The sequence below is a fragment of the Serratia sp. NPDC078593 genome (assembly GCF_050268245.1).
GTDB lineage: Bacteria > Pseudomonadota > Gammaproteobacteria > Enterobacterales > Enterobacteriaceae > JBNNGK01.
On the sequence record NZ_JBNNGK010000023.1, the window covers coordinates 20,465 to 46,704 of the forward strand.

Annotated in this window: 23 protein-coding genes, 2 tRNA genes and 1 pseudogene; 12 read left to right on the forward strand and 14 right to left on the reverse strand. The window is 49.8% G+C overall.

Annotated features, from left to right (window positions below; all coding sequences use genetic code 11):
* Positions 1-54 precede the first annotated feature (54 nt).
* The 3 genes from grxB to ACQKDS_RS18445 all read left to right on the forward strand — a co-directional run bounded on the left by grxB (position 55) and on the right by ACQKDS_RS18445 (position 3,222).
* Entirely contained in the window at positions 55-702 is a 648-nt protein-coding gene (grxB, locus tag ACQKDS_RS18435; protein ID WP_399673363.1) for a glutaredoxin 2, read from the forward strand.
* A 31-nt stretch (positions 703-733) separates the two neighbouring features.
* Positions 734-2,377, forward strand: coding sequence for an ABC1 kinase family protein (locus ACQKDS_RS18440; RefSeq protein WP_399673365.1), 1,644 nt, complete (start codon positions 734-736; stop codon positions 2,375-2,377).
* Between the two features lie 281 nt (positions 2,378-2,658).
* On the forward strand, positions 2,659-3,222 hold the full coding sequence (locus ACQKDS_RS18445) for a lipoprotein (RefSeq protein ID WP_399673367.1): 564 nt from the start codon (positions 2,659-2,661) through the stop codon (positions 3,220-3,222).
* Positions 3,223-3,317: 95 nt separating this feature from the next.
* Here ACQKDS_RS18445 and ACQKDS_RS18450 read toward each other — a convergent pair whose 3' ends face one another.
* The 4 genes from ACQKDS_RS18450 to ACQKDS_RS18465 form a co-directional block, all read right to left on the reverse strand.
* Complete coding sequence (locus tag ACQKDS_RS18450) at positions 3,318-3,899, reverse strand: molecular chaperone (RefSeq protein WP_399673369.1); 582 nt, start codon at positions 3,897-3,899, stop codon at positions 3,318-3,320.
* 41 nt (positions 3,900-3,940) lie between these two features.
* A complete protein-coding gene (locus ACQKDS_RS18455) occupies positions 3,941-4,678 on the reverse strand; it encodes a phosphatase (RefSeq protein WP_399673371.1) in 738 nt (245 codons plus the stop codon).
* A gap of 86 nt (positions 4,679-4,764) precedes the next feature.
* Complete coding sequence (gene ghrA, locus ACQKDS_RS18460) at positions 4,765-5,706, reverse strand: glyoxylate/hydroxypyruvate reductase GhrA (protein WP_399673372.1); 942 nt, start codon at positions 5,704-5,706, stop codon at positions 4,765-4,767.
* Positions 5,707-5,850: 144 nt separating this feature from the next.
* On the reverse strand, positions 5,851-7,332 hold the full coding sequence (locus tag ACQKDS_RS18465) for a peptide MFS transporter (RefSeq protein ID WP_399673374.1): 1,482 nt from the start codon (positions 7,330-7,332) through the stop codon (positions 5,851-5,853).
* A gap of 427 nt (positions 7,333-7,759) precedes the next feature.
* On the opposite strand from ACQKDS_RS18465, the gene ACQKDS_RS18470 reads away from it, so the two are divergent.
* A tRNA-Ser gene (locus tag ACQKDS_RS18470) sits at positions 7,760-7,849 on the forward strand.
* A gap of 38 nt (positions 7,850-7,887) precedes the next feature.
* Here the strand turns inward: ACQKDS_RS18470 and ACQKDS_RS18475 are convergent.
* Positions 7,888-8,124: a hypothetical protein gene (locus ACQKDS_RS18475; protein WP_399673376.1), complete on the reverse strand. Its 237-nt coding sequence runs from the start codon at positions 8,122-8,124 to the stop codon at positions 7,888-7,890.
* 169 nt (positions 8,125-8,293) lie between these two features.
* Here ACQKDS_RS18475 and ACQKDS_RS18480 point away from each other — a divergent pair.
* A tRNA-Ser gene (locus tag ACQKDS_RS18480) sits at positions 8,294-8,383 on the forward strand.
* 197 nt (positions 8,384-8,580) lie between these two features.
* On the opposite strand, the gene ACQKDS_RS18485 is transcribed toward ACQKDS_RS18480, so the two are convergent.
* The gene (locus tag ACQKDS_RS18485) at positions 8,581-9,666 is read right to left on the reverse strand and encodes a GGDEF domain-containing protein (protein ID WP_399673378.1); all 1,086 of its coding nucleotides are present in this window, start codon (positions 9,664-9,666) and stop codon (positions 8,581-8,583) included.
* Between the two features lie 463 nt (positions 9,667-10,129).
* On the opposite strand from ACQKDS_RS18485, the gene dauA reads away from it, so the two are divergent.
* Complete coding sequence (gene dauA / locus ACQKDS_RS18490; RefSeq protein WP_399673380.1) at positions 10,130-11,821, forward strand: C4-dicarboxylic acid transporter DauA; 1,692 nt, start codon at positions 10,130-10,132, stop codon at positions 11,819-11,821.
* A 153-nt stretch (positions 11,822-11,974) separates the two neighbouring features.
* Here dauA and kdsA read toward each other — a convergent pair whose 3' ends face one another.
* The 6 genes from kdsA to hemA are packed head-to-tail and all read right to left on the reverse strand — an operon-like array spanning position 11,975 to position 17,319.
* Positions 11,975-12,829, reverse strand: coding sequence for a 3-deoxy-8-phosphooctulonate synthase (kdsA, locus tag ACQKDS_RS18495; protein WP_399673382.1), 855 nt, complete (start codon positions 12,827-12,829; stop codon positions 11,975-11,977).
* A 33-nt stretch (positions 12,830-12,862) separates the two neighbouring features.
* Entirely contained in the window at positions 12,863-13,672 is an 810-nt protein-coding gene (gene sirB1 / locus ACQKDS_RS18500; RefSeq protein ID WP_399673384.1) for an invasion regulator SirB1, read from the reverse strand.
* A complete protein-coding gene (locus ACQKDS_RS18505) occupies positions 13,669-14,067 on the reverse strand; it encodes a SirB2 family protein (protein WP_399673386.1) in 399 nt (132 codons plus the stop codon). Before ACQKDS_RS18505 ends, sirB1 begins: the two co-directional genes overlap by 4 nt.
* A gap of 41 nt (positions 14,068-14,108) precedes the next feature.
* On the reverse strand, positions 14,109-14,939 hold the full coding sequence (gene prmC, locus ACQKDS_RS18510) for a peptide chain release factor N(5)-glutamine methyltransferase (RefSeq protein ID WP_399673388.1): 831 nt from the start codon (positions 14,937-14,939) through the stop codon (positions 14,109-14,111).
* Positions 14,939-16,024 (reverse strand): peptide chain release factor 1, encoded by a 1,086-nt coding sequence (prfA, locus tag ACQKDS_RS18515; protein ID WP_399673390.1) that lies wholly within the window; start codon positions 16,022-16,024, stop codon positions 14,939-14,941. The genes prmC and prfA overlap by 1 nt, the downstream gene beginning before the upstream one ends.
* Before the next feature lie 32 nt (positions 16,025-16,056).
* Positions 16,057-17,319: a glutamyl-tRNA reductase gene (hemA, locus tag ACQKDS_RS18520; RefSeq protein ID WP_399673392.1), complete on the reverse strand. Its 1,263-nt coding sequence runs from the start codon at positions 17,317-17,319 to the stop codon at positions 16,057-16,059.
* Positions 17,320-17,825: 506 nt separating this feature from the next.
* Between hemA and lolB the strand changes: the two genes are divergently transcribed.
* The 3 genes from lolB (at position 17,826) to prs (ending at position 20,433) form a co-directional block, all read left to right on the forward strand.
* Entirely contained in the window at positions 17,826-18,449 is a 624-nt protein-coding gene (gene lolB / locus ACQKDS_RS18525) for a lipoprotein insertase outer membrane protein LolB (RefSeq protein WP_399673394.1), read from the forward strand.
* Complete coding sequence (ispE, locus tag ACQKDS_RS18530; RefSeq protein ID WP_399673396.1) at positions 18,446-19,312, forward strand: 4-(cytidine 5'-diphospho)-2-C-methyl-D-erythritol kinase; 867 nt, start codon at positions 18,446-18,448, stop codon at positions 19,310-19,312. The genes lolB and ispE overlap by 4 nt, the downstream gene beginning before the upstream one ends.
* A gap of 173 nt (positions 19,313-19,485) precedes the next feature.
* Positions 19,486-20,433 (forward strand): ribose-phosphate diphosphokinase, encoded by a 948-nt coding sequence (gene prs, locus ACQKDS_RS18535; protein WP_004941061.1) that lies wholly within the window; start codon positions 19,486-19,488, stop codon positions 20,431-20,433.
* 175 nt (positions 20,434-20,608) lie between these two features.
* On the opposite strand, the gene ychH is transcribed toward prs, so the two are convergent.
* A complete protein-coding gene (gene ychH / locus ACQKDS_RS18540) occupies positions 20,609-20,887 on the reverse strand; it encodes a stress-induced protein YchH (RefSeq protein ID WP_399673398.1) in 279 nt (92 codons plus the stop codon).
* Positions 20,888-21,199: 312 nt separating this feature from the next.
* Between ychH and pth the strand changes: the two genes are divergently transcribed.
* Positions 21,200-21,790, forward strand: a complete 591-nt coding sequence (gene pth / locus ACQKDS_RS18545; RefSeq protein ID WP_399673400.1) for an aminoacyl-tRNA hydrolase — start codon at positions 21,200-21,202, stop codon at positions 21,788-21,790.
* 532 nt (positions 21,791-22,322) lie between these two features.
* Here pth and ACQKDS_RS18550 read toward each other — a convergent pair.
* The gene (locus tag ACQKDS_RS18550; RefSeq protein ID WP_399673402.1) at positions 22,323-23,798 is read right to left on the reverse strand and encodes a SulP family inorganic anion transporter; all 1,476 of its coding nucleotides are present in this window, start codon (positions 23,796-23,798) and stop codon (positions 22,323-22,325) included.
* A 371-nt stretch (positions 23,799-24,169) separates the two neighbouring features.
* Between ACQKDS_RS18550 and ychF the strand changes: the two genes are divergently transcribed.
* Positions 24,170-25,261, forward strand: coding sequence for a redox-regulated ATPase YchF (gene ychF / locus ACQKDS_RS18555; protein WP_399673404.1), 1,092 nt, complete (start codon positions 24,170-24,172; stop codon positions 25,259-25,261).
* Positions 25,262-25,475: 214 nt separating this feature from the next.
* Positions 25,476-26,240: pseudogene (locus tag ACQKDS_RS18560) on the forward strand (tyrosine-type recombinase/integrase); the annotation flags it as partial.

Here is a 26,240-nt window from a genome sequence, read left to right on the forward strand (position 1 = left end):
AGCCTCAGTATGCTGTAATAGCTTTTGCCCTAAAACCAGAGAACCGGAGCAAGCATGAAACTGTTTATTTACGATCATTGCCCATTCTGCGTTAAGGCCCGCATGATTTTTGGCCTCAAAAACCTACCGGTACGGCTGGTGACCCTGCTTAACGATGATGAGCTCACACCGATCAATATGATTGGTAAAAAAATGGCACCTATACTGCAAAAAGATGACGGTAGTTATTTACCTGAAAGCATGGATATTGTGCATTACATAGATACATTGGATGACCAGCCGGTACTGACCGGGAAAACCAATCCGGCGATCAATGAATGGCTGCAGCAGGTCGACGATTACAGTGGCACACTGTTGCTGCCGCGTTTTGCTCAAGCTGATTTCGAAGAGTTTGCTACCGACAGCGCCCGCCAGTATTTCACCGATAAAAAGCAGACGGCTATCGGCAACTTTGCCGATCATCTCGCCAATAGTGCAGACTTAATAACCCAGTTGGAACGCGATCTCCAGTCACTGGCTGAATTGATCGTCGCGCCGAATGCCGTGAATGGCAAACTTTCAGAAGATGATATTCACCTATTCCCGCTGCTGCGTTCGCTGTCAATTGTCGCTGGCGTGACGCTGCCAGAGAACGTTGAGGCCTACCGTAATCAACTGGCCAAGATCAGTGACATCCCGCTGCTGCTAGATATGGAACACTAATTTCCGTTCGCGATAAGGGAGTGGCGCGCCGATGTTAAAAATGTTTTTTGTTACCGCCCGCGATCGGGCTCGGCTAGCAGAAATATCTGCCGTGCTGATCCGCCACGGTTTGCAAGACATCGTTCGGCTGCTTGGCCTTAATACCTTACTCGGCACCACCGTTGGCGGCCAACGTGATGACGGTAGCCAGCAATCATTACCTGAGCGTCTGCGCGCCGCGCTGGAGTCCCTAGGCCCAACCTTTGTTAAGTTTGGCCAGATTCTCGCCACGCGATCCGATCTGCTGGATAAAAACTGGACCGATGAACTTGAGCGCCTGCACTGCCAAGTGAACATGTTACCGTGGCATATAATGGCGGCTCAGGTGCAGGCCGATCTTGGTGTCGAACCGCAGCAAGCATTTGCTGAATTTGATAGCGAACCCTTGGCCGCCGCATCGATGGCGCAAGTTTATCGCGCTCGATTGCACAGTGGTGAAGCCGTCGTTGTTAAAGTGTTGCGCCCTGGTTTGGCAAAAACTATTCAGGCTGACCTACGTTTACTGGCGTATCTGGCGGAAACCGTCGAACAGCAAAGTCCAGCCCTAGCGCGCTATCGCCCCCAGCAAATGGTGCGCACGCTCGCAACGGCGCTCAATCATGAACTGGATCTGACTCATGAAGGGAATAATTGTGATCGGGTTGCACAACAGTTTAGCCATCAGCCTGAGATAGTTATTCCCAAAATATATTGGCAATGGTCCTGCAAACGATTACTGGTACAGGAATTTCTACCCGGTATTACACCTATCAATCCGCAACAGTTAGCCGAGGCGGGTTTCGATGGCCCCTTGTTAGCTACACGCGGCGCGCAGGCTTTCATGCGTATGGTGCTGGAACACCGCCTCTACCACGCCGATCCGCATCCTGGGAATGTGATGGCGCTCCAGGATAACCGCGTCGGCTTTATCGATTTCGGTATGGTCGGCCAACTTTCGCAACAGCGACGTAACCAGTTGTTGGTGATATTACAATCCATTGCAGAACGCCAGAGTGAAGGGATCGTCAATACCTTGATCGCTTGGTCTGACAGCACTGAGTTAGATGTATTGGATCTTGAGTTAGCGGCACAAAATTTTCTGGATAAACAAGCCTCATCCACACTGATGCTCGGCAAAGCCTTGACCGATTTATTCGTCATGGCGCGCGAACACCGATTGGCGCTACCGCCCGATTTGGTGCTGCTCTTTAAAGCGCTGATCACCGCCGACGGCGTTTTGCATCGGTTAGATCCCGCTTTCGATATTGTCGCCACGCTAAAACCCATGCTGCAACAGGTGATGTTACAACGCTACGCACCGAAAGCAGTGCATCAACGGATGCTCAAACTCGGGGCGGAGGCGCTAGACGCCAGTGATGAATTGCCGCAAGCCATGCGTTTACTCATCCGTCGTATGAAACGTGGGCAACTCAACGCCGACATTAACCTCACAAACCTGCGTCAGCTCAGTCAATCGCTCGAACGGTCGGCGATAACGCTTGCAATCGCTATTGTTACCGCGGCATTTGCTCTTGGGCTGGCACCGTATTTGATGCAATCTACGCTGCGGCTATGGGGTATTCCGCTGTTTCCCGCACTCGGCGGTTTGGCCTGCATCGCCGGTGTGGTGCTTTTGGCACTGCGCCTGCGACGTTAAGCATATTCAGCGTTATCCGATAGGCGATTTGGCGTTTCCCACGCACTATCGTTCCACTTCATGCTTAAACCTTGGTTAGCGTGACGATGAATGTTTATATACCCGTCATACTTCACGTTGCATGTGTGTTGGCTGCACTCGTTCACCCGAATCACTTACCCGTGTAAGCTCATCGGGATTCACTTCCTTGCCGTCTTCCTGCAATGCGAATTATTTAGGGTATAATGACAAATCAATTAATTAACTGCCGTTGTTTTGCTTGGCGGTCTAATGAGGCCAGTATGAGAAAGATTTTTATGTGTATCGCCGCACTGATGTTCGTCGGCGTGGTTGCCGGATGTAATCAATTAACGCAGTACACCCTGAGCGAGCAAGAAGTGAATGCATATCTGCAAAAGCACAATGATTATCAGAAGCAAATCGGTGTGCCAGGGTTGGTTGATGCCCACATCGTACTGACTCAGTTGCAAAGCCAGATTGGCCGCAGTGAACCCGGTAAAGTGACATTGACCGGCAATGCCAAAGTCGATATTACCTCAATCCTTGGGCCACAAGCCGCCGATATGCAACTGACGCTGAAAGCGCAACCGGTCTACGATCGCGAAAAAGGTGCAATCTTCCTGAAAGATATGGAACTGACAGATTACAAAATACAGCCGGAGAAAATGGATACGGTGATGAAGGCATTAACACCTTATCTGAACCAGTCGTTAAAAAGCTACTTCAATCAAAAACCGGCCTACGTGCTAAATCCTGACAACAGTAAAGCGGAAGCCATGGCGCGTAAATTGGCGAAAGGGCTGGAAGTCAAACCCGGTCAATTAGTGATCCCGTTCACCGACTAATATATTAGGGCGCAGCCCACGCCGCGCCCTGTTGTTTTGTGCACCACACCTTGTTCGCTACTTTACTGCGCATTCAACTCGCCAAGAGTGGTTGATTACTCTTCTTGTGCGGCCGCGCCATCGTCTAAATCTTCATACTCAGCTAACTCATCACGCATCGCCTGCAAGGCATTACGGGTGATCTCCGCCAGTGTGCGGTAAAAACCCGTGGTCGCATGCGCTTCAACTTTCCCCAAGAAACGACCGCACCATGGCAACAAAAACGTATCGAACAGGGTGATTTGCGCTTGGGCTTCATCTTCCTGAGATTGGTCTTCCAGCCAAGACGATGCCAGTAACAAAGAACCAAAATGGTCAGCCGGCGCTTCGCCAAGCGGCATGCCGCGCTGTTGCAAAAAAGTACGCACATCGCTCTGCGTTACACCGTCAACATAGGCTGAACGAAACGGAGAGACGCTGCATTCGCTGCCAACAAATAGCGCGTTAAAATCGGCAGCCAGTAAGTGGGGCTCGCAGTCATGCTGTAAACGCGTCAACAATTCATCCTGCTCTAGCGGCCAGTGTTGTTGCAATTTACCTTCTTTAATTAACGTAAACAAAGGCACCAGCAGCGGATCTTGCGGTTGACGGTAGAACAGCGTGCCAAGCACGCGACAGACGATGGAGAACTCATTCATGATAAAACCTTAGACAAGGTGTTAAATTTGTCGTGACAATGTCACAGATTAGCTAATTCTGCAATCGCTGGTTTGCCACGCTGCTCAAGGAAATCCAACAGCCGTCGCGGGCTAGCGTTAAGGATTCGCGCCTGCGGGAATGCCACCTCCGCAATAACCCGCTCACAATGCTCAAAGTTACCTAGGGACATAGCGATGTGAGAGTCCGATCCCAGCGCTAACCAACCGCCAGCGTCACGCACGGCGGCAGCAATCGCCCTGCAGTTTACTTCACTGCCTTTGCGTGAGTGGGTAAATGATGAATTATTCAATTCCAGGGCGACATTATAATGCGCCGCTGCCGCAGCCACTTCGGCAATATCAATCGGATAACGCGGGTTGCCTGGGTGGCTGATTATATGCACATCGCCTTGCGCCATCGCCGCAATCATCGCTTGGGTGTTAAACGCTTTATCCTGCGGCGGCAATACCGGCTCATGGAAACCGGCAATGATCACATCTATGGCATTCAGCATCGGCCCAGTGCAATCAATATCACCGTCGATATTCTTAATATTGGCTTCGATGCCGCGTAAGATACCTACACCATCCACCACGCGTGGCCAAACGTGCATATTCATAAAGTGCCAATAATGCGGCGCATCGGCCATATCTGGCCCATGGTCGGTAATGGCAAACAATTTAATGCCCTTTTGCTTCGCTTCGGCAATGTAATCATGCAACGTGCTATACGCATGGGTGCTGGCAACGGTATGCATATGTAAATCAACGGGGTACATTGTTACTCCTTGTTATCTTCCTGCTCTTATCAACGCAACAGGGGGCTATTCATTTAGCATAGCAGCAACCCCAACGACGCAGAACATTAATAGCCTCGTGTTATATCAACCAGCCCCGATGGTATTTCACCAGATTCGATAGCCTGAATATTACGTGCAATCGCATCCATCGCCTGCTGCGGTAAGGTTATCGCGGCGATATGCGGCGTAAGGGTAACTCGCGGATGACGCCAAAACGGGTGCGCTGACGGGAGTGGCTCGTTGGCGAACACGTCCAACGTTGCAGCAGCGAGTTGCCCCTGAGTGAGTGCTGCCAGCAGATCGTCTTCCACCATATGCGCGCCGCGCGCCAGGTTAATGAGATAGGCGCCCTGCGCTAGCTGGGAGAATAGCGCATGATTGAGAATGCCTACCGTTTCTGGCGTGTTGGGCAGCAGGTTGATCAGCAGCTTCGTCCCGGCAAGAAACGCCGCACGCTGATCCTCACCGGCAAAACTGGTCACCCCGGCGATCTGCTTGGCGCTGCGGCTCCAACAGCGGACATTAAAACCAAACTCCACCAGTTTCTGCGCCACGCTTTTGCCTAACACCCCGGCGCCAAGAATACCTATGGTAAAGTTTTCCTGCTGATGCGGGGATAACGGTTGCCACTTCCCCTGCTGTTGCAGTAATTGATACTCATCAAAACGGCGGAAATAACGCAGAACGTAACTTAGCGCATATTCCTGCATCTGCTGCGCCATGCCGGTATCCTCCAAACGTACCAGCGGCACGCCTCGCGGCAATGTGCCAGGGTGCTGTCTCTCCTGTTGCATAATCGCATCAACCCCTGCCCCCAGCGCAAATATTCCTTGCAAGTCTTGTCGCTTGGCCAACATTTCATAAGGTGGCTGCCACACCAGCGCATAATTCGCAGGCTGATCATCACCGGCCTGCCAGGCACGTACGTTAGCCGTTGGCAGACGTTTTCGCATTCCTGAGAGCCATTGCTGCACATCAAAGAATGGATGATAAAAAATGATATCCATTGCACGCTTCTCCGCTATTTTTTGCTTGAGTCCAAGATTTCCGTTATTTGCCGACAGATGCAAGGCGTCATCGTAAAAATACAATAGCCCCGCTGATCGGGGCTATAACGGAATTAGCATTGACGGTAACGCGATAACTTACGCCTAATCGATGCGTACTTCACGCCGAATCAAACGACGCAGTAGCGGTATTAACAGTAATAAGATAACACCTACCGTTGCCGCTCCCCATCCTAACAAACTGAAAATGTGACTATACCCTGGGTTAGTTTGCAACGGTGTACTGCCACTATTTTCTGGCATCAAGCCAGAGACATAACCCGCCAATACCGACGCGACGCCGGTCACCATCATCCAGCACCCCATCATCACCCCCTGATAGCGTGCAGGTGCCAATTTACCGATCATCGCGTAACCGATGGGCGAGATCATCAGTTCACCAATGCTTTGCAACACATAACTGATTGCGATCCACTTGAACGCCACCAGTCCGTCGCCGCCGGCCATGCTGATCCCCAATGGCAATACCAACATGCCAAGACCAATGCAGAACAACGAGCCGGCGAACTGTAATGGAATATCGATACGACAGCCGCCAGCACGCAGGCGATTAAACCACCATGCCAGCAGCGGCCCACCCAAAACAATCACCAATGTGTTGATGTTCTGCAGCCATTGCGGCGCGACACGAATACCGTACACATTCAGATCGATATTATGTTCAGAGAACAACATCAACCCCATAGGCGCCAGTTGATACAACATCCAGAAGACTAGCGATCCGAGCGCCAAAATCAAGTAAGCGGTCATACGCCGACGTTCGTCTCGCGGATGATGGCGCAATGTCACTACGCACAACATCAAAAAGATGGCGATCCCCAACCCGATAACGAAATGGCCGCTAAATTCTGCGTGAGTCAACATCACCCGAATGATTGGCACCAGAGCCACCAAGACTCCCAGACCGACCAACATTCGCCAGCGGTATTGGCTCGACGTAACGTCGCGCAGTGGGGTACTAATATCGGCCAGAATGCGCCAGCGTGCTGCGGCGACGATAATGGCAGCGGCATTGCCTAACGTAGCAAACAGGAATAACGCACGATAATTCTCAGTCAGTTGAAAATATCCCGCGACGCTAAAGCCAACAAAGAAGCCTAGGTTCATACCGGCATAATTCCACAGGAAAGCGGACTCTCGTCGATCATCCTCGGGGCTAAATCTTTGCGTCAGCATCATGTTGATGCAGGTCACATTCAGCCCACTACCGGTTAGGAACATCGCCAGCCCCCAGTACAGCCCCCCTACGCCAGCAACAGCGATCAGCGCGCACCCTATCACTTGCAACACCATGCCGAGCACAAACAGGTTGCGGTTACTCAGAAAACGGCCACCCAAATAGCCGCCAAACATATGTAATCCGTAGTTGAAGGCACCGAATACGCCCATCATGGCATTGGCATTACCTTCGCTGAACCCTAAGCGCTTAGTGGCATACAGCACCAAGGTTGAGTACAGCACGGCAAAACCCAGCGTAGCGAAAATTTGGATAAAAAAGAGCGCTCCCGCACCGGGAGGGATGGCATGGCGCTGCTGCGCTGCCGAAGTGGAGTCCGATGAAGTCAAAACAAACCTCTACTGCATTATTATTTAGTTGATCAGTTCCTGTCTGCGCCTGGGACCGCCGGGCGATCTCAATGCCAGGCGATATTCCTTACGAATACTACCGTGTTTGCCCCATCATTTAGCGACACATCTGACTAAGAATCCAGTATTAATGCATATAACCGCATAGTTTGCGAATAATTTGCCGACAAATCAACCTATCGAATATGTTGTCGCCGAATTATTCGGCTGAAACCTGGCAAATATAGAAAAAGAGGGATGTTCGCGCGTTTCTGTGGGGAAAAATTATGCGCATCGTTGGTGAAATCAGCAAATTGCTGCAAGTTTAACTAAACGATCGCTGAGAGCGAATAAGAGTGTTGACGCTAGAATCAGTTTCTCCTACATTAGCGCCGTCGGCAACGCAAAGCGTTACTGGCAACAATATGGTGAGGTGTCTGAGTGGCTGAAGGAGCACGCCTGGAAAGTGTGTATACGTGTAAGCGTATCGAGGGTTCGAACCCCTCCCTCACCGCCATATTTTACGAAAAAGCCTGAACTCGCGTTCAGGCTTTTTTACGTTATATTGCCCATTCCCGAGGGAGAGTCCTCGACTGAATTCGACAACACGCCTGCGTTTCTAACCGCCTCAAGCGACCTGCCGACAGAGTTCAGCGGCTCAAGCCCTTCTTTTTTCTCCCAACCTGCGCTAAGCCCGTGTTTATACTCGCGGATACCGTCTATCATTCCGCAATATTTGGATCCGTCGCACAATGAGACGTTGCGCTGATCACCCAACGCTTTCTTTTTCATTTCGAACATCGTGCCAACTTGCAGGTAACAGCAATTAATGCCTGAGTTTCCACCAAAGCGAACACGGCTTAATCACCCGCAACAAAACAACTAAAATAAGCTTGACCCATGAGCCGCCACTCCCTATAGTAGCGCCCCGTTGCACTGACACGTTCAGCGCGGCGAAAACGGTGAGGTGTCTGAGTGGCTGAAGGAGCACGCCTGGAAAGTGTGTATACGCGAAAGTGTATCGAGGGTTCGAACCCCTCTCTCACCGCCAAATTCTACAAAAAAGCCTGAACTTTTGTTCAGGCTTTTTTGTTTTATTCCTAACCAAGAGCGCGCAATATACGCCCTCAGCAAAGTCAAGAAAACGCCCACCCCCTGAAAGCGCCCCTCTATCTTTTTGGCAAATTCACCGGCATCAAATACGCTGTACCGCATCCCCCCCCCTGCCCCCGTGAAACGCCATCCGATTTACTTCACCAACTGCGAAAACTGCATTAGTTTGCTGCATACAACACGATTCTTTCCGCTGCGTTTAGCCTGATATAAAGCGGCATCAGCCGTCGACATCGCTTTCGCCATCGACATGCCCGGCAAATAAATCGATGTGCCAATTGAGATGGTGATACGTAAGCCAGCCCCCTCACAGACATCAAACACGGTATTTTCCACATTGCTACGGATACGCTCCGCCACACGGGCAATGACCTGAGGATCAACACTGGCAGTAATGACAATAAATTCCTCGCCGCCATAACGCCCAACAAAATCTTCACCGCGAACACTTTCATGCAATAAACGCCCTACGCTTGCCAATAACATATCGCCGGACAAGTGCCCATGGGTATCATTGACCTTTTTGAAATCATCCAAATCCAGAATCATAAGGCCACAAGGCCGGCGCTCGCTGCTTTGCAGCTTTAATTTATAATCAACGCTGGCACGGTTATTGATGTGCGTTAGGCTATCCGTCGTCGCTCTGGCACGCATTGAGAAATAAGCGTGAATATGTTGCTGTTTGAAGTTAAGCGCGTGATAACAAATAGCCAGACACAAGGCCGAGATCCCCTGATAAACGAGAATATCAAACCATAGTACCTGCATATCGACCAAAAAACTGACCAACACCACGCGATACAGGGCAATCGCACCAATCGTAAGATAAAAGACTCGGTGCGTTTTTTTCAGCCACACCCGTGAAAACAGCAGCGGCAATAAGATAGAGGCCACAAACAGATTGTCGACGGTCAAACCACCGGTGAATCCGATCGAAATCAGATAGCACACTAACCCGCTGACGCCCCCGCCAAAAAACGTGACCAAAATCATCGGAATCATTCCGAAGCTATAATAAACACTGTGGGTTAACACGAGACGGTCCTGATTCAAATAAAGCACCGCTAAGCCCGCGAGCAGACCGAACAAAATGCGCTTCCAGAGATCAGAGCGGTAAGAGAATGGGGAACTTTTACTGAGGGCAAAATAACTCACGGATAACGTGGCATATGTAATGCATGCATCACTATAAAGCGTAGATATGGACGCAGTATATGTCATATAATTTCGGTCTACCCCTGGCGATAACTGAATGATTTGTTTTATAAATTGAGAACAAATCCCTGTCTCACCCTGTTCGAACCGGCACATATTACGCGAGAAAATAAAATATTAGCAGCGTAATGTGTTAATTCGGCAACCCTATTTTGGCACAAACGCATACCCTTATGATTATAAAGGCTTTGTTATTATCTTCGCCATGCGGTCTGATTTTTCGACGTCCTTACATCATGGTGGGATTAGCAGATTTTTGTCATTGAATCCCCCTTCACCCCATAGCCTGTGAGTTTAACGGATAAGGGGAATATAGCAGAGTAATGAAATGCTTGTTTTTTCCTAATTGTATTGACTCACATCTAGAAACTACTGTGGCAAAAGGCGTATGGTACCCCATCGGTACGTCAAGACGGACCTCATCTGGCCCGCCACACCTTTCTTTTTCCAGAGTTGGTTTGCACTTTAGATGAAAACGCACGAAATTAACGGTATTCGTCCGTTCAGCGCGCTAATAGACGCGTGCTGGCGGGAACCTTACACTTTACAGCGCCTGTTGAAAGACGCCATTGCTGGCGTCACCGTCGGCGTCATTGCAATCCCATTGGCCATGGCATTGGCGATTGCCAGTGGCGTTCCCCCGCAGTACGGTCTTTATACCTCTGCCATCGCCGGTATTGTTATTGCTATCAGCGGTGGCTCACGCTACAGCGTCTCCGGCCCTACGGCGGCTTTTGTGGTGATCCTTTACCCGGTATCACAACAATTTGGTCTGTCAGGTCTGCTGGTCGCCACCTTGTTATCCGGTATCTTTCTGGTGATGATGGGGCTGGCGCGGTTCGGCCGTTTGATTGAATATATTCCGCTGTCGGTCACGCTCGGTTTTACCTCAGGTATTGCCATTACCATTGCCACGTTGCAAATCAAAGATTTCTTCGGCCTGCACATTAATGCGATGCCGGAAAACTATGTGGGTAAAGTGTCGGCATTGCTACACGCCATGCCAACGCTGGATACCGGCGATACCTTAATTGGTGTCATAACCTTAGCGGTGCTGATTTACTGGCCGAAACTGGGCCTACGCATACCCGGCCACTTACCCGCCCTGTTAGCAGGCACTGCCGTCATGGCTGTACTCAATATGTTTGACCACCCTGTGGCAACGATTGGCTCACGTTTCGGCTATTTGCTCGCCGATGGTACCCAAGGCCACGGCATTCCTCCGGTATTACCCCAATTGGCGCTGCCGTGGGATCTCCCCGATATTAACAACCGGCCAATGACGCTGAGTTGGCAAACGCTCTCTGCCCTGTTGCCAGCGGCATTTTCAATGGCGATGCTTGGGGCAATTGAGTCACTGTTATGTGCGGTAGTACTTGATGGTATGACAGGTAAAAAACACAACGCCAATGCTGAGTTGATCGGCCAAGGTGCCGGTAATATCATCGCCCCCTTCTTTGGCGGCATTACGGCGACCGCCGCAATTGCCCGCTCCGCAGCCAATGTTCGCGCGGGTGCCACTTCTCCCATTTCGGCTATTATCCACGCCTTGCTGGTTCTGTTGGCGCTGTTGGTATTAGCGCCTTGGCTATCTTACCTGCCATTAGCGGCGATGGCCTCGCTGCTGTTATTGGTAGCCTGGAACATGAGTGAGGCGCATAAAGTCATGTATTTATTGCGGCGGGCACCCAAAGACGACATTTTAGTGATGTTATTGTGCATGTCACTGACAGTGTTATTCGACATGGTGATCGCCATTACTATCGGTATGGTATTGGCATCACTGCTATTTATGCGGCGTATTGCACGCATGACACGACTTAGTGAATTAAGCTCTACCCACAACCGTTTAGTATTACGGGTCAATGGCCCGCTATTTTTTGCAGCCGCTGAGCGGATTTTTACCGAGTTAGTCGTCCGTAGCGAAAATTACCCGATCATTGTGCTGCAATGGGATGCCGTCCCCGTGCTGGACGCAGGTGGTTTGAACGCCTTACAACGTTTTATCGATGCGCTGCCGGCCGGTAAACAATTAGTCATTACCGATATTCCGTTCCAACCGTTAAAAACGCTGGCTCGGGCGCACGTGCAGCCTATCGTCGGAAGGTTGTCTTTCTATGCAACCTTGTCTGAAGCATTAGCCGAACTCGACGGCCAATAAACAACAAGGCCCAACATCATGTCGGGCCATAAAACAACGGATAACGCCGTTATTGCTTTACGCTGTTGGCGGCACATATCGTGCCCCAGCAAAGCGTGATTGGGTTAGCGCAAGGTGAATCGCCTCACCGCGAACCTCTTGACTCACGCGATCTCAGTTGCTGGTATCTAATTCAGGGAAGCTTTTGACCAAATCATCAATCGCTTTCATCTGTACCAAGAATGGTTCGAGTTTATCCAACGGCAACGCTGATGGGCCATCACACTTGGCACTGTTTGGATCTGGGTGTGCTTCGATGAATAAACCCGCCAGCCCCACCGCCATCCCTGCACGCGCCAATTCAGCCACTTGGGCGCGACGGCCGCCAGAAGCCGCACCGAATGGATCGCGAGTTTGCAGCGCATGCGTGACATCGAAAATCACCGGATGCCCGTCAGTGACGTTCTTCATCACGTTAATCCCGAGCATATCAACCACCAGGTTGTCATAGCCAAAGTTGCTGCCACGATCGCACAAAATCACCTGATCGTTGCCGCCTTCTTTGAACTTATCAACAATATTTCCCATTTGCCCAGGGCTAACAAACTGCGGTTTTTTCACGTTAATCACTGCACCGGTTTTTGCCATCGCTTCGACCAGATCGGTCTGTCTTGCCAAAAAAGCGGGCAACTGGATCACATCAACCACTTCAGAAACCGGCTGAGCCTGAGCGGCCTCATGCACGTCAGTGATAATTTTCACGCCGAAAGCTTTTTTGATGTCTTCAAAGATACGCATCCCTTCGTCCAAACCGGGACCACGGTAGGAGTGGATTGAAGAACGGTTGGCCTTATCAAAAGATGCTTTAAAAACGTAGGGAATGCCCAGTTTTTGCGTCACGGTGACGTAGTGTTCGCAGATGCGCATCGCCAAATCACGTGATTCAAGCACGTTCATACCGCCGAACAGCACAAATGGCAGGTCGTTCGCTACCTTGATGTCGCCAATGCTAACCACTTTCTGTTTCATGCTTACGCCTTTGTTGATGGTAAATCGAAGGGATTAATGCAGCGTGACCTGTTTCGGTTCAATCGCGTGTATCTGTACTTTGATCACTTCACTGACCGGATCTTCAGGACACTGCTCGACAAAATAGTTAAGGTCGGATATCGCAATATGGTTGCATTCCAGTTGCGCGTATATTAAACCGCGATCGCGAATCTCGTACGGATCGTCGGGGTCAAAACACAACACGGTTTCGCTGGCGCGCAAAGCCATTTCCATCTGTTTCTCTTCCATCAGGGCGGCCTTAAGCGTGTCCAACATCTTGCGTACCACCATAATGTTTTCCGACTCATCCAGGTCGTCATCTTCCAGCTCTGCGCTTAGACCCAGATTGCCTTTGATCCAGACTTCTAGCGTATGCTCATTTAGCGTTTCTCCGTTGATCGGATTGATTAACCACATCTCTTCATCCATCCAATCCGCTCGCAGGATCAATTGAGTAGGGAAAATCACCGGCATCAGTGGCAAATCTAACTGGTGAGCTATATGCAGAAAAATAGTGCCGAGCGAAACCGGCGTACCTTGTCGCCCTTCCAGCACTTTATCCAACCAGATCGCATCTGAAAGACGATACACACCGCTTGCGCCACCAAAACCCCATGTTTTATAAAACAGCTCAATGAGTGCATCCAATTGCTGTTCCTGACTGATATCTTCTGGCACCGCGGCTCGCGCTTCGTCAGTCAACTGTTGCAACTGACGTGCCACTTCTGCGGTTGGAAAATCACGCCGTACCGCTTGCGACACCAACATGACACCTTCGCTTAACAGCGAGGCGTTAAATTCAAAATCAGCAATACTACTCATAAATATCCCATCAAAAACGGTATTTTCGTCGTGGCAAGTTTAATGATCAGGTAGACAACCCCCAACGCCAGTACAAACGCTATCGTGCGCAGGTTTTGGCTACGGGGCTTCTTGCCTAATGCGACGTAACCCAGCAGGATATAGATAATAACGCCAATCAGCTTCTCGGTCAGCCAAGAGTCCATACCCAGCAATGGATAAAGCTGAAACATGACCACCAAAGCGATTCCGCTGAGCAACAGCACCGTATCATTCATATGCGGCGCGATCTTTACCCAGCGTTTTTGCATCATCGGCGAATCACGCCACAGCCAAATAAAACGCAAGATAAACAAGGAAATACTGATCGCTACCGTCAGTAAGTGCAAATGCTTTAATGCGGCGTATGCTGCCATGATTGCTCCTTCGCTGTATTCTGTATGTCGTTATTTTTATTTTAAAGATACTGCCCAAGCGTCACGCGATCGTTTCCACCATAATCGCGGCAGGTTTCAATCGCGCTAAACCCCGCAGCCAGTAACAACGCCCGAACACTTTGACCTTGTTGCCAACCGTGTTCCAGCATCAGCCAACCTTGCGGCAATAAATACGCTGGAGCCTGTTGCACAATAATACGTAAATCAGCTAAGCCGTTTTCCTGCGCCACCAGCGCGCTGCCCGGTTCAAAACGCACATCGCCCTGCGACAAATGCGGATCCGCACCATCAATATAGGGAGGGTTACTGATAATCAGTTGGAAACGCTGCCCGTTAACGGGCGTAAACCAGCTGCCTTGAAGGAAGCGCGCATTAGCAATTGCCAGCTTTTGCGCATTATACTGTGCCAAAGCGACGGCATCAGGCTGTAAGTCTACCCCTGTCACCGTGCAATCCGCACGCTCACTGGCCAGCGCCAGCGCAATGGCACCGGTGCCGGTGCCCAAATCAAGAATATCGCACGGGCTTGCTGGCAAACGTGCGAGCGCCTGCTCTACCAGACATTCGGTGTCTGGACGTGGGATCAGCGTAGCAGGAGAAACCGACAGCGGTAATGACCAAAACTCACGCTCCCCCACCAAATAAGCCACTGGCTCACCGTTTTCACGGCGCGCCAGCAAGGACTCAAGCTGGGTGATTTCTTGCGGTGTCAGTTGGGTTTCACCAAACGCCAGCAAAAAGGTTCTGGCACGTTCGGTGACATATCCCAGCAAAATTTCCGCATCCCGCTTGGCGCTATCGCTGTTGGTTAAACGTGTCGTCGCCGCTGTCAGCCAGCTGTGATAATCCATCACTCTGGCTCGGCAGACAGCGCAGCCAATTGGTCAGCCTGATATTCCTGCACAATCGGTTGAATGAGCATATCCAGCTTACCTTCCATCACTTCATCCAAACGATACAAGGTGAGATTAATGCGGTGGTCGGTCACCCGACCCTGTGGGAAATTATAGGTGCGATTACGATCGGAACGGTCACCACTGCCTAGCAGATTGCGGCGGGTCGATGCCTCTTCCTGTTGACGCTTAGCCACTTCGGCCGCGCGAATACGCGCCCCCAGCACCGACATCGCCTTGGCTTTGTTTTTGTGCTGCGAGCGTTCATCCTGACATTCAACAACAATGCCAGTGGGCAAGTGAGTAATACGAATGGCGGAATCCGTAGTGTTAACGTGCTGACCACCCGCCCCCGATGAGCGGAACGTGTCAATTTTCAAATCACTTGGGTTGATGTCCGGCAGTTCGGCCTCTGGTATTTCAGGCATAACCGCGACGGTACAGGCTGAGGTGTGAATACGCCCTTGTGATTCAGTTTCCGGTACGCGTTGTACACGATGACCACCGGATTCAAATTTAAGATGGCCATAGACTCCGTCGCCGGAAACTTTGGCAATCACTTCTTTGTAGCCGCCATGTTCGCCTTCGTTGGCGCTCATCACCTCAACTCGCCAACGGCGCGCTTCTGCGTAACGACTGTACATGCGGAAGAGATCGCCGGCGAAAATCGCCGCCTCATCCCCACCGGTTCCGGCCCGTACTTCCAAAAAGCAACCGCGTTCATCATCAGGATCTTTCGGTAACAGCAACAATTGCAGCTGCTGTTCCAGTTCTTCGGTCGCATCCTTGGCTTGTTTCAACTCTTCTTGCGCCATTTCGCGCATTTCCGGGTCGTCCAGCATCATCTCTGCGGTGGCGATATCGTCTTGCACCTGACGCCATTCAAGGAAGCAACGGCTGACATCCGTCAACTGCGCATATTCACGCGACAATGCGCGGAACCGATCCTGTTCGGCAATAACACCGGCGTCGCCGAGCAGCGCCTGAACTTCTTCATGGCGCTCTTGTAACGCTTCCAGTTTGGCAACAATAGAAGGCTTCATGCGTGGTTTTAAACCCTGTTAATAAGAGAAAACTAATGCTGATCCAGCCCGAGGCTGTCGCGTAATATTTGCAACCGCTCCACGTCGCCGTCGCCGGCTGCCTGTTGGAGGGATTTGGTAGGGGCATGAATAAGGCGATTGGTCAGTTTATGCGCCAGATCGTGGATCACGTGTTGCACGTCGGCACCCTGTGCAATGGCGGCCAAGGCTTTGGCTTCCATCTCGGCGCGGATTTGATCGGCCTGCGAACGGTAATCGCGGATCGTTTCCACGGCACCTTGCGAACGCAACCAAGCCATAAAGTTGGTGCTTTCTTGCTGGACGATGGATTCAGCCTGCACCGCCGCCGCCTTACGCTGCGCCAAGTTGCTTTGGATAATCGCGTGCAGATCGTCCACGCTGTACAAATAGGCGTTGGCCAGTTTGCCGACTTCAGGCTCAATATCACGCGGAACGGCAATATCCACCAACAACATCGGCTGATTGCGACGCGCTTTCAACGCTCGCTCCACCATTCCCTTACCGATGATCGGCAATGGGCTAGCGGTAGAGGTAATAATGATGTCGGCGTCCGCTAGGCGTTCATCAATTTCTGGCAAAGTGATCACTTCCGCACCGACCTCTTCCGCCAAGATTTGCGCGCGCTCGCGGGTACGGTTGGCAATAATCATATGCTTAACGTTATGTTCGCGCAGATGCCGTGCAACCAGTTCGATGGTTTCACCCGCACCGACCAAAAGTACGTTTAATTCCGCCAACGATTCAAAAATTTGACGAGCCAAAGTACAGGCGGCAAACGCCACCGATACGGCACTTGAACCGATATCCGTTTCGGTACGTACGCGCTTGGCAACAGAGAAAGATTTTTGAAATAACCGCTCCAACTCGCCGGAAAGTGACTGACCACGTTGCGATTCAGCAAAGGCTTTTTTCACCTGCCCAAGGATTTGTGGCTCGCCCAGCACCAGGGAGTCTAATCCACTGGCAACGCGCATCAAATGGCTGACTGCGTCATCACCATGATGCCAATACAGACTTTTGCTGACCTCTTCTGGACGCAGTTTATGGTATTCGCACAACCAATTGACCAACTGCTCATGAAGGTGTTCCTGTTGTTCCACACTCAGATACAGCTCAGTTCGATTACAGGTGGACAACACGACGCCGCCCTGCACCAGCGGTTGCTGGAGCAAGCTGTTAAGCGCCTGGGTGATTAACTCTGGGGAGAAAGTCACTTTTTCCCGCAAAGAAACCGGCGCGGTCTTGTGATTAATGCCTAACGCGAGCAGGGTCATTGCTTCGAGTAATACTTATCTTGGTACGGGTTCTCGTTGAACGGCATTCTACTTGATGCGCGGGAGCAATAAAAGTAACAACCGCATCTTAGGTTAAATCACTGTTATTGCCCGTAACGATCAGACAAAAATTTTAAAAAACAATTAATTATCTTTTTAATCAGGAAAATAATCAATCAACCGCCGTTTTTGTGGGCAGTGTATGACAGTGTAGCGAGTTTTTTTATCTCGTTCATGATACTGATTAATCTCGCTTTGATAACGTCCCCGCTACACGCATTGATTTAATTCAGTTCCTTCAGCCCGCGAGCACCTGTCGCTGAATCCGCCAATAACCGGCGTAAGGTGTCAGTTCCCCCACTTACATGGCCCCTTTCTGCACAGCGTTTACCCCAAAGGCCTAAGCCGACGGTTTTTACCTATTGACGCTGTGCCATTAGCTCGCTAGCGTGGTGCAAAATGGGTTGTTCACATCAGCCCACAAGGACAAAAGGACAGATAAAGCCATGCCAATTCGCAAAGTCAGTTTTCTTCGACTGATCCCGCTAGCCAGTCTGGTGCTGGCAGCCTGTACGACGACAAGACCAACAGGCCCGGAAACCAGCCCGACGTCACCACAATGGCGAGCCCACGAGCAGGCGGTACAACAGTTGAACCAGTATCAAACCCGCGGTGCCTTTGCCTACCTGTCCGACCGTAAAAAAGTCTATGCGCGCTTCTTCTGGCAACAATATTCCCCGCAACGTTATCGCTTATTATTGACCAACCCGTTGGGTAGCACCGAGTTAGAACTTAACGTTCAGCAAAACGTCGTGCAACTGACGGACAACCAAGGTAAACGCTACATCAGCGATAATGCAGAAGAGATGATTCGTAAACTTACGGGGATGTCGATCCCGTTAGATAACCTGCGCCAATGGATGCTGGGATTGCCTGGCGAAGCGACCGATTTTACTCTCGACGACCAATATCGCCTTAGCAAACTCAATTATCAGCAAGACAGCCAAATTTGGCACGTCAGCTACCAAGATTACAATAGTGACCTGAAACCACAGCTGCCTAGCCGACTAGAGCTGAAACAGGGGGAACAGCGCATCAAGCTCAAAATGGATAATTGGACACTCAAATGATTCACCAGTGGCCCTCACCGGCAAAATTAAACCTGTTCTTATACATCACTGGCCGTCGCGCAGATGGGTATCATCAATTACAAACGCTGTTTCAGTTTTTGGACTTCGGCGACACACTGACTATCGAACCTCGGCAGGATACGCAGATTCGCTTACTCACGCCGGTTGATGGCGTTGCGGACGAACAAAACCTCATCGTTCGTGCCGCTCGCTTGCTACAGCATTACTGCGACCAACACGCCATCGCGACTCAACCGCGCGGGGCGGATATCAGCATCGACAAACTCCTGCCTATGGGGGGCGGGCTTGGCGGCGGTTCTTCCAATGCCGCAACGGTTCTGGTGGCGCTGAACAGCCTGTGGCAATGTGGCCTGAGCGACGATAAACTGGCGGCGTTGGGGCTTAGCCTCGGTGCCGACGTACCGGTCTTTGTCTGCGGTCATGCCGCCTTCGCCGAGGGTATTGGCGAACAACTACAACCGGCCAATCCGTTAGAAAAGTGGTATTTAGTGGCTCATCCTGGCGTCAGTATTCCCACACCGCTGATTTTTGGCGACCCTGAATTAAAAAGAGATAGCCCCGTTCGGCCGCTGGACGCGTTATTACTGGCTCCGTACGCAAATGATTGCGAACCGATCGCAAGAAAACGTTTTCGCGAGGTTGAACAGCTTCTTTCATGGCTGTTACAATACGCGCCGTCACGCCTGACTGGCACAGGTGCTTGTGTGTTTGCTGAATTCGACACAGAAATCGCCGCTCGTCAGGTGTTAAGTCAAGCCCCGGTGTGGTTGCGTGGTTTTGTAGCACGTGGTGTTAACGTTTCTCCACTACATCGCCACCGCTCCGGGCAGTTTGAGTCGTAGTTCAACGTGTTGTTGTGCGGGTTCATTAGTATAATGAACCAGTGGATCCTGCGTTGTCTGCGTCTCTTTAGATTCTACACACCCGTATGTATATTGCGTCGGCGTCGCCAACAGCCCCTTGGGGTACGCCGTATGACAATATCTTCTCTGGACGCAAGCCTGAGGTTCTTCTCGTGCCTGATATGAAGCTTTTTGCTGGTAACGCCACCCCGGAACTAGCACAACGTATTGCCAACCGTTTGTACACCAGCCTTGGTGACGCCGCTGTAGGTCGTTTTAGCGACGGCGAAGTAAGCGTGCAAATCAACGAAAATGTACGCGGTGGTGATATTTTCATCATCCAGTCCACCTGTGCTCCCACTAACGACAACCTGATGGAACTGGTTGTTATGGTTGATGCTCTGCGCCGCGCCTCCGCAGGCCGTATCACTGCTGTTATTCCTTACTTCGGATACGCTCGCCAAGATCGCCGCGTTCGCTCTGCTCGTGTGCCTATTACTGCGAAGGTTGTTGCCGATTTCCTTTCCAGCGTAGGCGTTGATCGGGTATTAACCGTGGATCTGCATGCTGAACAGATTCAAGGCTTCTTTGATGTCCCGGTAGACAACGTGTTTGGTAGCCCGATTCTGCTGGAAGACATGTTGCAACAGAATTTGGAAAATCCGATCGTGGTTTCTCCGGATATTGGCGGCGTAGTCCGTGCTCGCGCTATCGCGAAACTGCTCAACGATACCGACATGGCCATCATTGACAAACGTCGTCCGCGCGCAAACGTTTCTCAGGTGATGCATATCATCGGTGACGTAGCAGGCCGCGACTGCGTGTTGGTTGATGATATGATCGATACCGGCGGCACTTTGTGTAAAGCGGCGGAAGCATTGAAAGAACGTGGCGCCAAGCGCGTCTTTGCCTACGCAACACACCCGATTTTCTCCGGCAATGCGGTGGACAACATCAAGAATTCGGTTATCGATGAAGTGATTGTTTGTGACACCATTCCATTGTCGCCTGAAATCAAGGCGCTGAAAAATGTACGTACTCTGACTCTGTCCGGCATGCTGGCTGAAGCCATCCGCCGTATCAGCAACGAAGAGTCAATTTCTGCAATGTTCGAACATTAATCCGTTACGGGCACCGCCACGTTAAACCAGGTGCTCGTATTGAATTAAAGCATCGCAGTAAAAGAAAAACCCGTTGGAGCATCAGCAACAACGGGTTTTCTATCGGTAGAGTAACATAATCCAAAACCTGATAACGCGGCATCTATCCCTTGCCGTAGGAACGTTTCCTTTTCAATCAATGTGATGAACGACGTTGATTATTGCGGCAACGTTTATCGAAATTCTTAACCCACCAGTAACGATCCGCTACCTGCTCACGCCCGCCAATCCGCGCGCCAGCTAACCACAACAAGGCACCAACAAAAATACTGAGAATAGCACCATGGGAGAAGAACTGAGGTAAGTTCCAATTAGATACTTCAGCAACAATTGAGTATCCAACGCCACCAATCATCACAATCAACCCCAGCCCCATCAAAACATTGCCTAACGTCTCCGCATTTTTACGTTTCATAAGTCACCTCCATCATGTCAAATACGAAACAAGGATAACGAATAACTCGTTAACCTACTTTATAATGTTAAGTATAGGCGTTGTGCGAATAAGGGTATTGCGTTGGCGATCACAAATGCGCAATTAAGACTGACAATTCTTTACTTTATGCTAACTATTAGCACTCTAATACAATTATTTCATTAATGAATTATTAAATTTGTAATATAAAGACCATATAAAGCACCTAACATCGGGCTGAGTTTTGTCATTCAGCATGGTGGAAGGTAAACTACCCTCCTTTCCATTTTCTAGAGCATAACGGATCCCTCAGTGAGCAGTATCAAATTGATTGTCGGCCTGGCTAATCCGGGCGCTGAATATGCACAAACGCGTCACAACGCAGGGGCTTGGTATGTTGATTTGTTGGCACAACGCCATAATCAACCGCTGAAGGAAGAAAGTAAATTCTTCGGTTACACCGCACGCCTTAACCTAGCAGGACATGATGTACGTCTACTGGTACCCACGACCTTCATGAACCTAAGCGGTAAGTCGGTCGCGGCGATGGCAACATTTTTTCGCATCCAGCCAGATGAGATTTTGGTAGCGCATGACGAATTGGATTTGCCGCCGGGGATTGCGAAACTCAAACTAGGCGGCAGTAATGGTGGGCATAATGGCTTGAAAGATATTCAAAGCAAGATGGCAAACAATCCTAACTTTTATCGCCTCCGCATTGGTATCGGCCATCCAGGCGACCGCAACAAAGTTGTGGGGTTTGTGTTAGGTAAACCACCAGCGAGTGAACAAACGTTGATAGATGATGCTATCGATGAATCGTTACGCTGTACCGAACTGTTGTTAAAACAAGGCATGACAAAAGCAATGAACCGCTTACATGCCTTCAAAGCCGGTAACTAATCGAAATCTTAGGCTGCTTGTCCATCATGCAGCCCAAAATTCGCATTCGGGCGCAGCGGACAAATACGGCACAGACTACCGCGACAGAAAACATTCTTGAAATCTTTTGTAACACCCGTACATCGCGTATTAGAAGACATACGCTCAAACATTTTCCTCTCCCAAGCTCTGATTTCTGAGCGACTAATTAACCTCTTTTTATGCTCATTACGAAAATGTAACACAAAGCAAGAAACCGAAAACACCAATAAAACAGGTACAAATACAATCAAGCTTCCATTCATGCTAGAATCCTTTTATAAAATAAAACCCTTTCCCTCCCGGCCTCAATCTAAATTAGATTATATTAAAAGAATCACATCAGCAATATTGATATAATAAAAAAATTATTTTTCAGAATTACAGCACAACCAAGGAATAACTTATTCAGCAGAATGTATACGGAAATATAATCTAATTTAATTAAGAATAGGTGTGGGTTATTGATATAAAACAGCCACGCTTGAACGTGGCTGTTGGAAAAGTCGCAATATCAATCTGCCGCAACGCGGTAGGTCGGATCATCCAGTTCATGGATGCAGAACGGCCCTGCCTGTTGCAGTAAACTAACGCAGTCTTCACTGAGGTGGCGCAATCGTACCGTTTTACCCGCTGCAAGATAACGAGCGGTTAATTTGTCGATCGCTTCAACACCACTCGAGTCCATTACTCGGGTTTGGGCAAAATCTAGCACGATTATTGGCGGATCATTCTCTGGAGTGAACAATTCTGAAAAATCTGCCGTTGAACCGAAAAATAATGGCCCTTCCAAAGAATAGATTACAGTATTGTTTTCTATTATTTTATCACGAATAGTAATGCGTGCATGCTGCCAAGCAAAAACCAATGCAGAAATTATCACGCCACTGATTACTGCTACTGCCAGATCGGCAAATACGGTAATCACCGTAACGGTAATTAAGATAAAGGCATCTTCTTTCGGCATTCGTTTGAAACGGCGTAATGAGCTCCATTCAAACGTGTTATAACACACGACCAGCATTATTCCCGCCAACGCTGCAACCGGGATAATTCCGATATACGCAGACAGACTCACGACAAACATAATCAGCAATATAGCGCCTATTCCCGCAGAAATACGGCCACGCCCACCGGAAGTGAAGTTAATAATCGATTGTCCAATCATTGCGCAGCCTGCGAAACAACCAAACAGGCCGCACAGGGTATTACCCGCCCCCTGAGCGATGCTTTCACGGTTACCATTGCCTTTTTTGCCGCCCATTTCATCCAGCACTGTCATCGTCAGCAGCGATTCTATTAGCCCTACTAGCGCAATAATCACCGCATACGGCAGAACCACTTTTAGCATGTCTAAGGTAAACGGAGCCATGGGTACACTGAAATGCGGTAGACTACCTGAAATATCCGCTAGGTCGCCCACACGTAGGGTATTCAGATTCAAACCAATAGCCAGCAAAGAAACGACCAACAGCGCCGCCAACGAGGCAGGAATGGCACGCGTCAAACGCGGGAAAAACACTACCACCAGAATAGCCACTAACACCAGACCGTACATCAACAGCCCTTGTCCGGCAATCATATGCAATTGCGCCAGCATGATGACGATCGCTAATCCATTCACAAAGCCATGAATCGCAGGCAATGGCACCAGCCGAATAAATTTCCCCAGCCTGAACAGACCTATCAGAATCTGGATGATGCCGGCAAATATCGTCGCCCACAAAACATAATCCATGCCGTACTGCGCGGCTAAGCTCATCAACACCACGACAATAGAACCCGCGGCACCGGAAACCATGCCCGGTTTCCCGCCGAACAGTGCGGTGGTCAGCCCGATAATAAAGGCGGTATGCAAACCAACGATGGGTGAAAGCCCCGCCACCAAAGAGAAGCCTACCGCTTCTGGGATCATCGATACCGCCACCACAAAACCGGCCAGAACCTCATTCTTGACATCCGCCAGCCTGAAATTGCTCAGGTTAAACATTAATTTTCCAAATATAATTATTTGATAATAAAGGTAAAAATCCGCTAGAACTATAGAAACATTAACGCAAACAGGACGAGGGAAACGTCAAAGAAATTGAGCAGATAAGCACACTCAGTGTGAACCCAACGCCAAACACACTCGACACCTAATTCTGTTGGTTAAATGTAGGATTAAGTATGTTGAAGTGTGAGACAGATCTCAATACAAACCTTCGAACACTGCTGGGCACTCACTCTTGTCAGTTTCTCCATTCACAGTAGGATCGAGATAAATGCTCTTTACGTGTATAATGGCACCATTATTTTGTCATTTATGCAGCCAGTTACCTTTAACTGACTGATAATTAAGATATTTAAGGTGATAACAACATGGGATTCAAATGCGGTATCGTCGGCCTGCCAAACGTCGGCAAATCCACCCTGTTCAACGCGTTGACCAAAGCGGGTATCGAAGCAGCTAACTTCCCGTTCTGCACCATTGAACCGAATACCGGTGTGGTACCGATGCCTGATTCACGCTTGGATCAACTGGCCGAGATCGTAAAACCGCAGCGTATCCTGCCCACCACCATGGAATTTGTGGATATCGCCGGTCTGGTGAAAGGCGCATCCAAAGGCGAAGGGTTGGGTAATCAGTTCCTGACCAACATTCGTGAAACCGAAGCCATTGGTCATGTCGTTCGCTGCTTCGAAAATGACAACATCATTCACGTTAATAATAAAGTTGATCCGGCTGAAGATATTGACGTTATCAACACCGAACTGGCGTTATCGGATCTCGACACCTGTGAACGCGCGATCCATCGCGTACAGAAAAAAGCCAAGGGCGGCGACAAAGATGCAAAAGCAGAATTAGCCGCGCTGGAAAAATGTCTGCCACACTTGGAAAACGCGGGCATGCTACGCGCACTGGATCTGAGTGTTGAAGATAAAGCCGCTATTCGCTATTTGAGCTTCCTGACGCTGAAACCAACAATGTACATTGCCAACGTCAACGAAGATGGGTTTGAAAACAATCCTTATTTGGACACCGTTCGTAAAATTGCGGCAGCCGAAGGTTCTGTCGTGGTTGCTGTTTGTGCCGCTGTTGAATCTGATATCGCTGAATTGGAAGACGAAGACCGCGCCGAATTCATGGCCGAGTTAGGTCTGGAAGAACCTGGGTTAAACCGCGTGATCCGCGCCGGTTATGAGTTATTGAATCTGCAAACCTACTTCACCGCTGGCGTAAAAGAAGTCCGCGCATGGACCATCCCGGTTGGCGCAACCGCCCCGCAGGCCGCAGGTAAGATCCATACCGATTTTGAAAAAGGCTTTATCCGCGCGCAAACTATCGCTTTTGACGACTTCATCACCTACAAAGGTGAGCAAGGCGCGAAAGAAGCAGGGAAAATGCGCTCAGAAGGTAAAGATTACATCGTGAAAGATGGCGACGTGATGAATTTCTTGTTCAACGTCTAAATAAGTTTTGTTGTCTCATGAGGTTTCGCTGAATCTCATAACAACGGCAAAACCCTATAAAATCCACGCAATTGCGTGGATTTTTCATTTCATAATGTCTCAACTCATCTCGTAACAACGCTGTCAAAAATGAGTACATAGATGAGTACAACATTCTTCCATCTTCATTTTAAGTGAGTACAACAACGGTATAATAAATAAACAACCCCCCGTTATGCTCACTGATACGCAATGCCGCACTGCTAAGCCGAAAGAAAAACTCTATCGACTTAATGATTTCAATGGTCTCTACCTGGAAGTGAAACCCAATGGCAAAAAGGCATGGCGCTATCGGTTTAAACTCAACGGTAAATCCAGCATGTTTGCACTGGGTGAGTACCCGACGGTCAAACTTGCCGAAGCTCGCGAGAAATGCGAGCAAGCGCGTAAGCAAGTTGCAGATGGAGTTAGCCCGACACAGGCTCGTCAGTTAGATAAGATCCGCAAGGTCAATGACGCTTCTAACACCTTTGAGCTGATCGCCAAAGAGTAGTTGCAGATGAAAGACTGGGCCGAAATCACCAAAACGCGGCGACTCGATATGCTTGAACGTGTGGTTTTCCCCGCAATAGGTAAGCTCCCTGTCAGAGAGATCACTCCACCCCACATCTTTAAAACTCTTCAAGAAACTGCTAAACGAGGAGCACCGACAGTTGCCGCTGAAGCTCAGCCGCACCATTTCATCAGTTTTGAGTTAGCAGTTGCAACGCTTAGAGCTGATAGCGATCCTGTATGGCCTGTGCGCAAGGCCCTTCCGGCCAATAAGACACAGCACAAACAAGCACTGAATCCTCAGCAAATCGGAAAGTTATTAAACTGTTTTGATAATAGTCGTGGCTCGTACCAGGTTAACTATTGTATGTGGCTTATGTGGTGGACATGGTCGCGTCCTGCAGAAGCGTGCGAAGTTGAATGGACAGAATTCTATATTGTTATCGAC

Excerpts from the sequence above, each read along its gene's own strand:
- grxB (WP_399673363.1), top strand. The coding sequence starts at position 55 with ATGAAACTGTTTATTTACGATCATTGCCCATTCTGCGTTAAGGCCCGC.
- ACQKDS_RS18440 (WP_399673365.1), top strand. The coding sequence starts at position 734 with ATGTTAAAAATGTTTTTTGTTACCGCCCGCGATCGGGCTCGGCTAGCA.
- ACQKDS_RS18445 (WP_399673367.1), top strand. The coding sequence starts at position 2,659 with ATGAGAAAGATTTTTATGTGTATCGCCGCACTGATGTTCGTCGGCGTG.
- ACQKDS_RS18450 (WP_399673369.1), bottom strand. The coding sequence starts at position 3,899 with ATGAATGAGTTCTCCATCGTCTGTCGCGTGCTTGGCACGCTGTTCTAC.
- ACQKDS_RS18455 (WP_399673371.1), bottom strand. The coding sequence starts at position 4,678 with ATGTACCCCGTTGATTTACATATGCATACCGTTGCCAGCACCCATGCG.
- ghrA (WP_399673372.1), bottom strand. The coding sequence starts at position 5,706 with ATGGATATCATTTTTTATCATCCATTCTTTGATGTGCAGCAATGGCTC.
- ACQKDS_RS18475 (WP_399673376.1), bottom strand. The coding sequence starts at position 8,124 with ATGAAAAAGAAAGCGTTGGGTGATCAGCGCAACGTCTCATTGTGCGAC.
- ACQKDS_RS18485 (WP_399673378.1), bottom strand. The coding sequence starts at position 9,666 with ATGACATATACTGCGTCCATATCTACGCTTTATAGTGATGCATGCATT.
- dauA (WP_399673380.1), top strand. The coding sequence starts at position 10,130 with ATGAAAACGCACGAAATTAACGGTATTCGTCCGTTCAGCGCGCTAATA.
- kdsA (WP_399673382.1), bottom strand. The coding sequence starts at position 12,829 with ATGAAACAGAAAGTGGTTAGCATTGGCGACATCAAGGTAGCGAACGAC.
- sirB1 (WP_399673384.1), bottom strand. The coding sequence starts at position 13,672 with ATGAGTAGTATTGCTGATTTTGAATTTAACGCCTCGCTGTTAAGCGAA.
- ACQKDS_RS18505 (WP_399673386.1), bottom strand. The coding sequence starts at position 14,067 with ATGGCAGCATACGCCGCATTAAAGCATTTGCACTTACTGACGGTAGCG.
- prmC (WP_399673388.1), bottom strand. The coding sequence starts at position 14,939 with ATGGATTATCACAGCTGGCTGACAGCGGCGACGACACGTTTAACCAAC.
- prfA (WP_399673390.1), bottom strand. The coding sequence starts at position 16,024 with ATGAAGCCTTCTATTGTTGCCAAACTGGAAGCGTTACAAGAGCGCCAT.
- hemA (WP_399673392.1), bottom strand. The coding sequence starts at position 17,319 with ATGACCCTGCTCGCGTTAGGCATTAATCACAAGACCGCGCCGGTTTCT.
- lolB (WP_399673394.1), top strand. The coding sequence starts at position 17,826 with ATGCCAATTCGCAAAGTCAGTTTTCTTCGACTGATCCCGCTAGCCAGT.
- ispE (WP_399673396.1), top strand. The coding sequence starts at position 18,446 with ATGATTCACCAGTGGCCCTCACCGGCAAAATTAAACCTGTTCTTATAC.
- ychH (WP_399673398.1), bottom strand. The coding sequence starts at position 20,887 with ATGAAACGTAAAAATGCGGAGACGTTAGGCAATGTTTTGATGGGGCTG.
- ACQKDS_RS18550 (WP_399673402.1), bottom strand. The coding sequence starts at position 23,798 with ATGTTTAACCTGAGCAATTTCAGGCTGGCGGATGTCAAGAATGAGGTT.
- ychF (WP_399673404.1), top strand. The coding sequence starts at position 24,170 with ATGGGATTCAAATGCGGTATCGTCGGCCTGCCAAACGTCGGCAAATCC.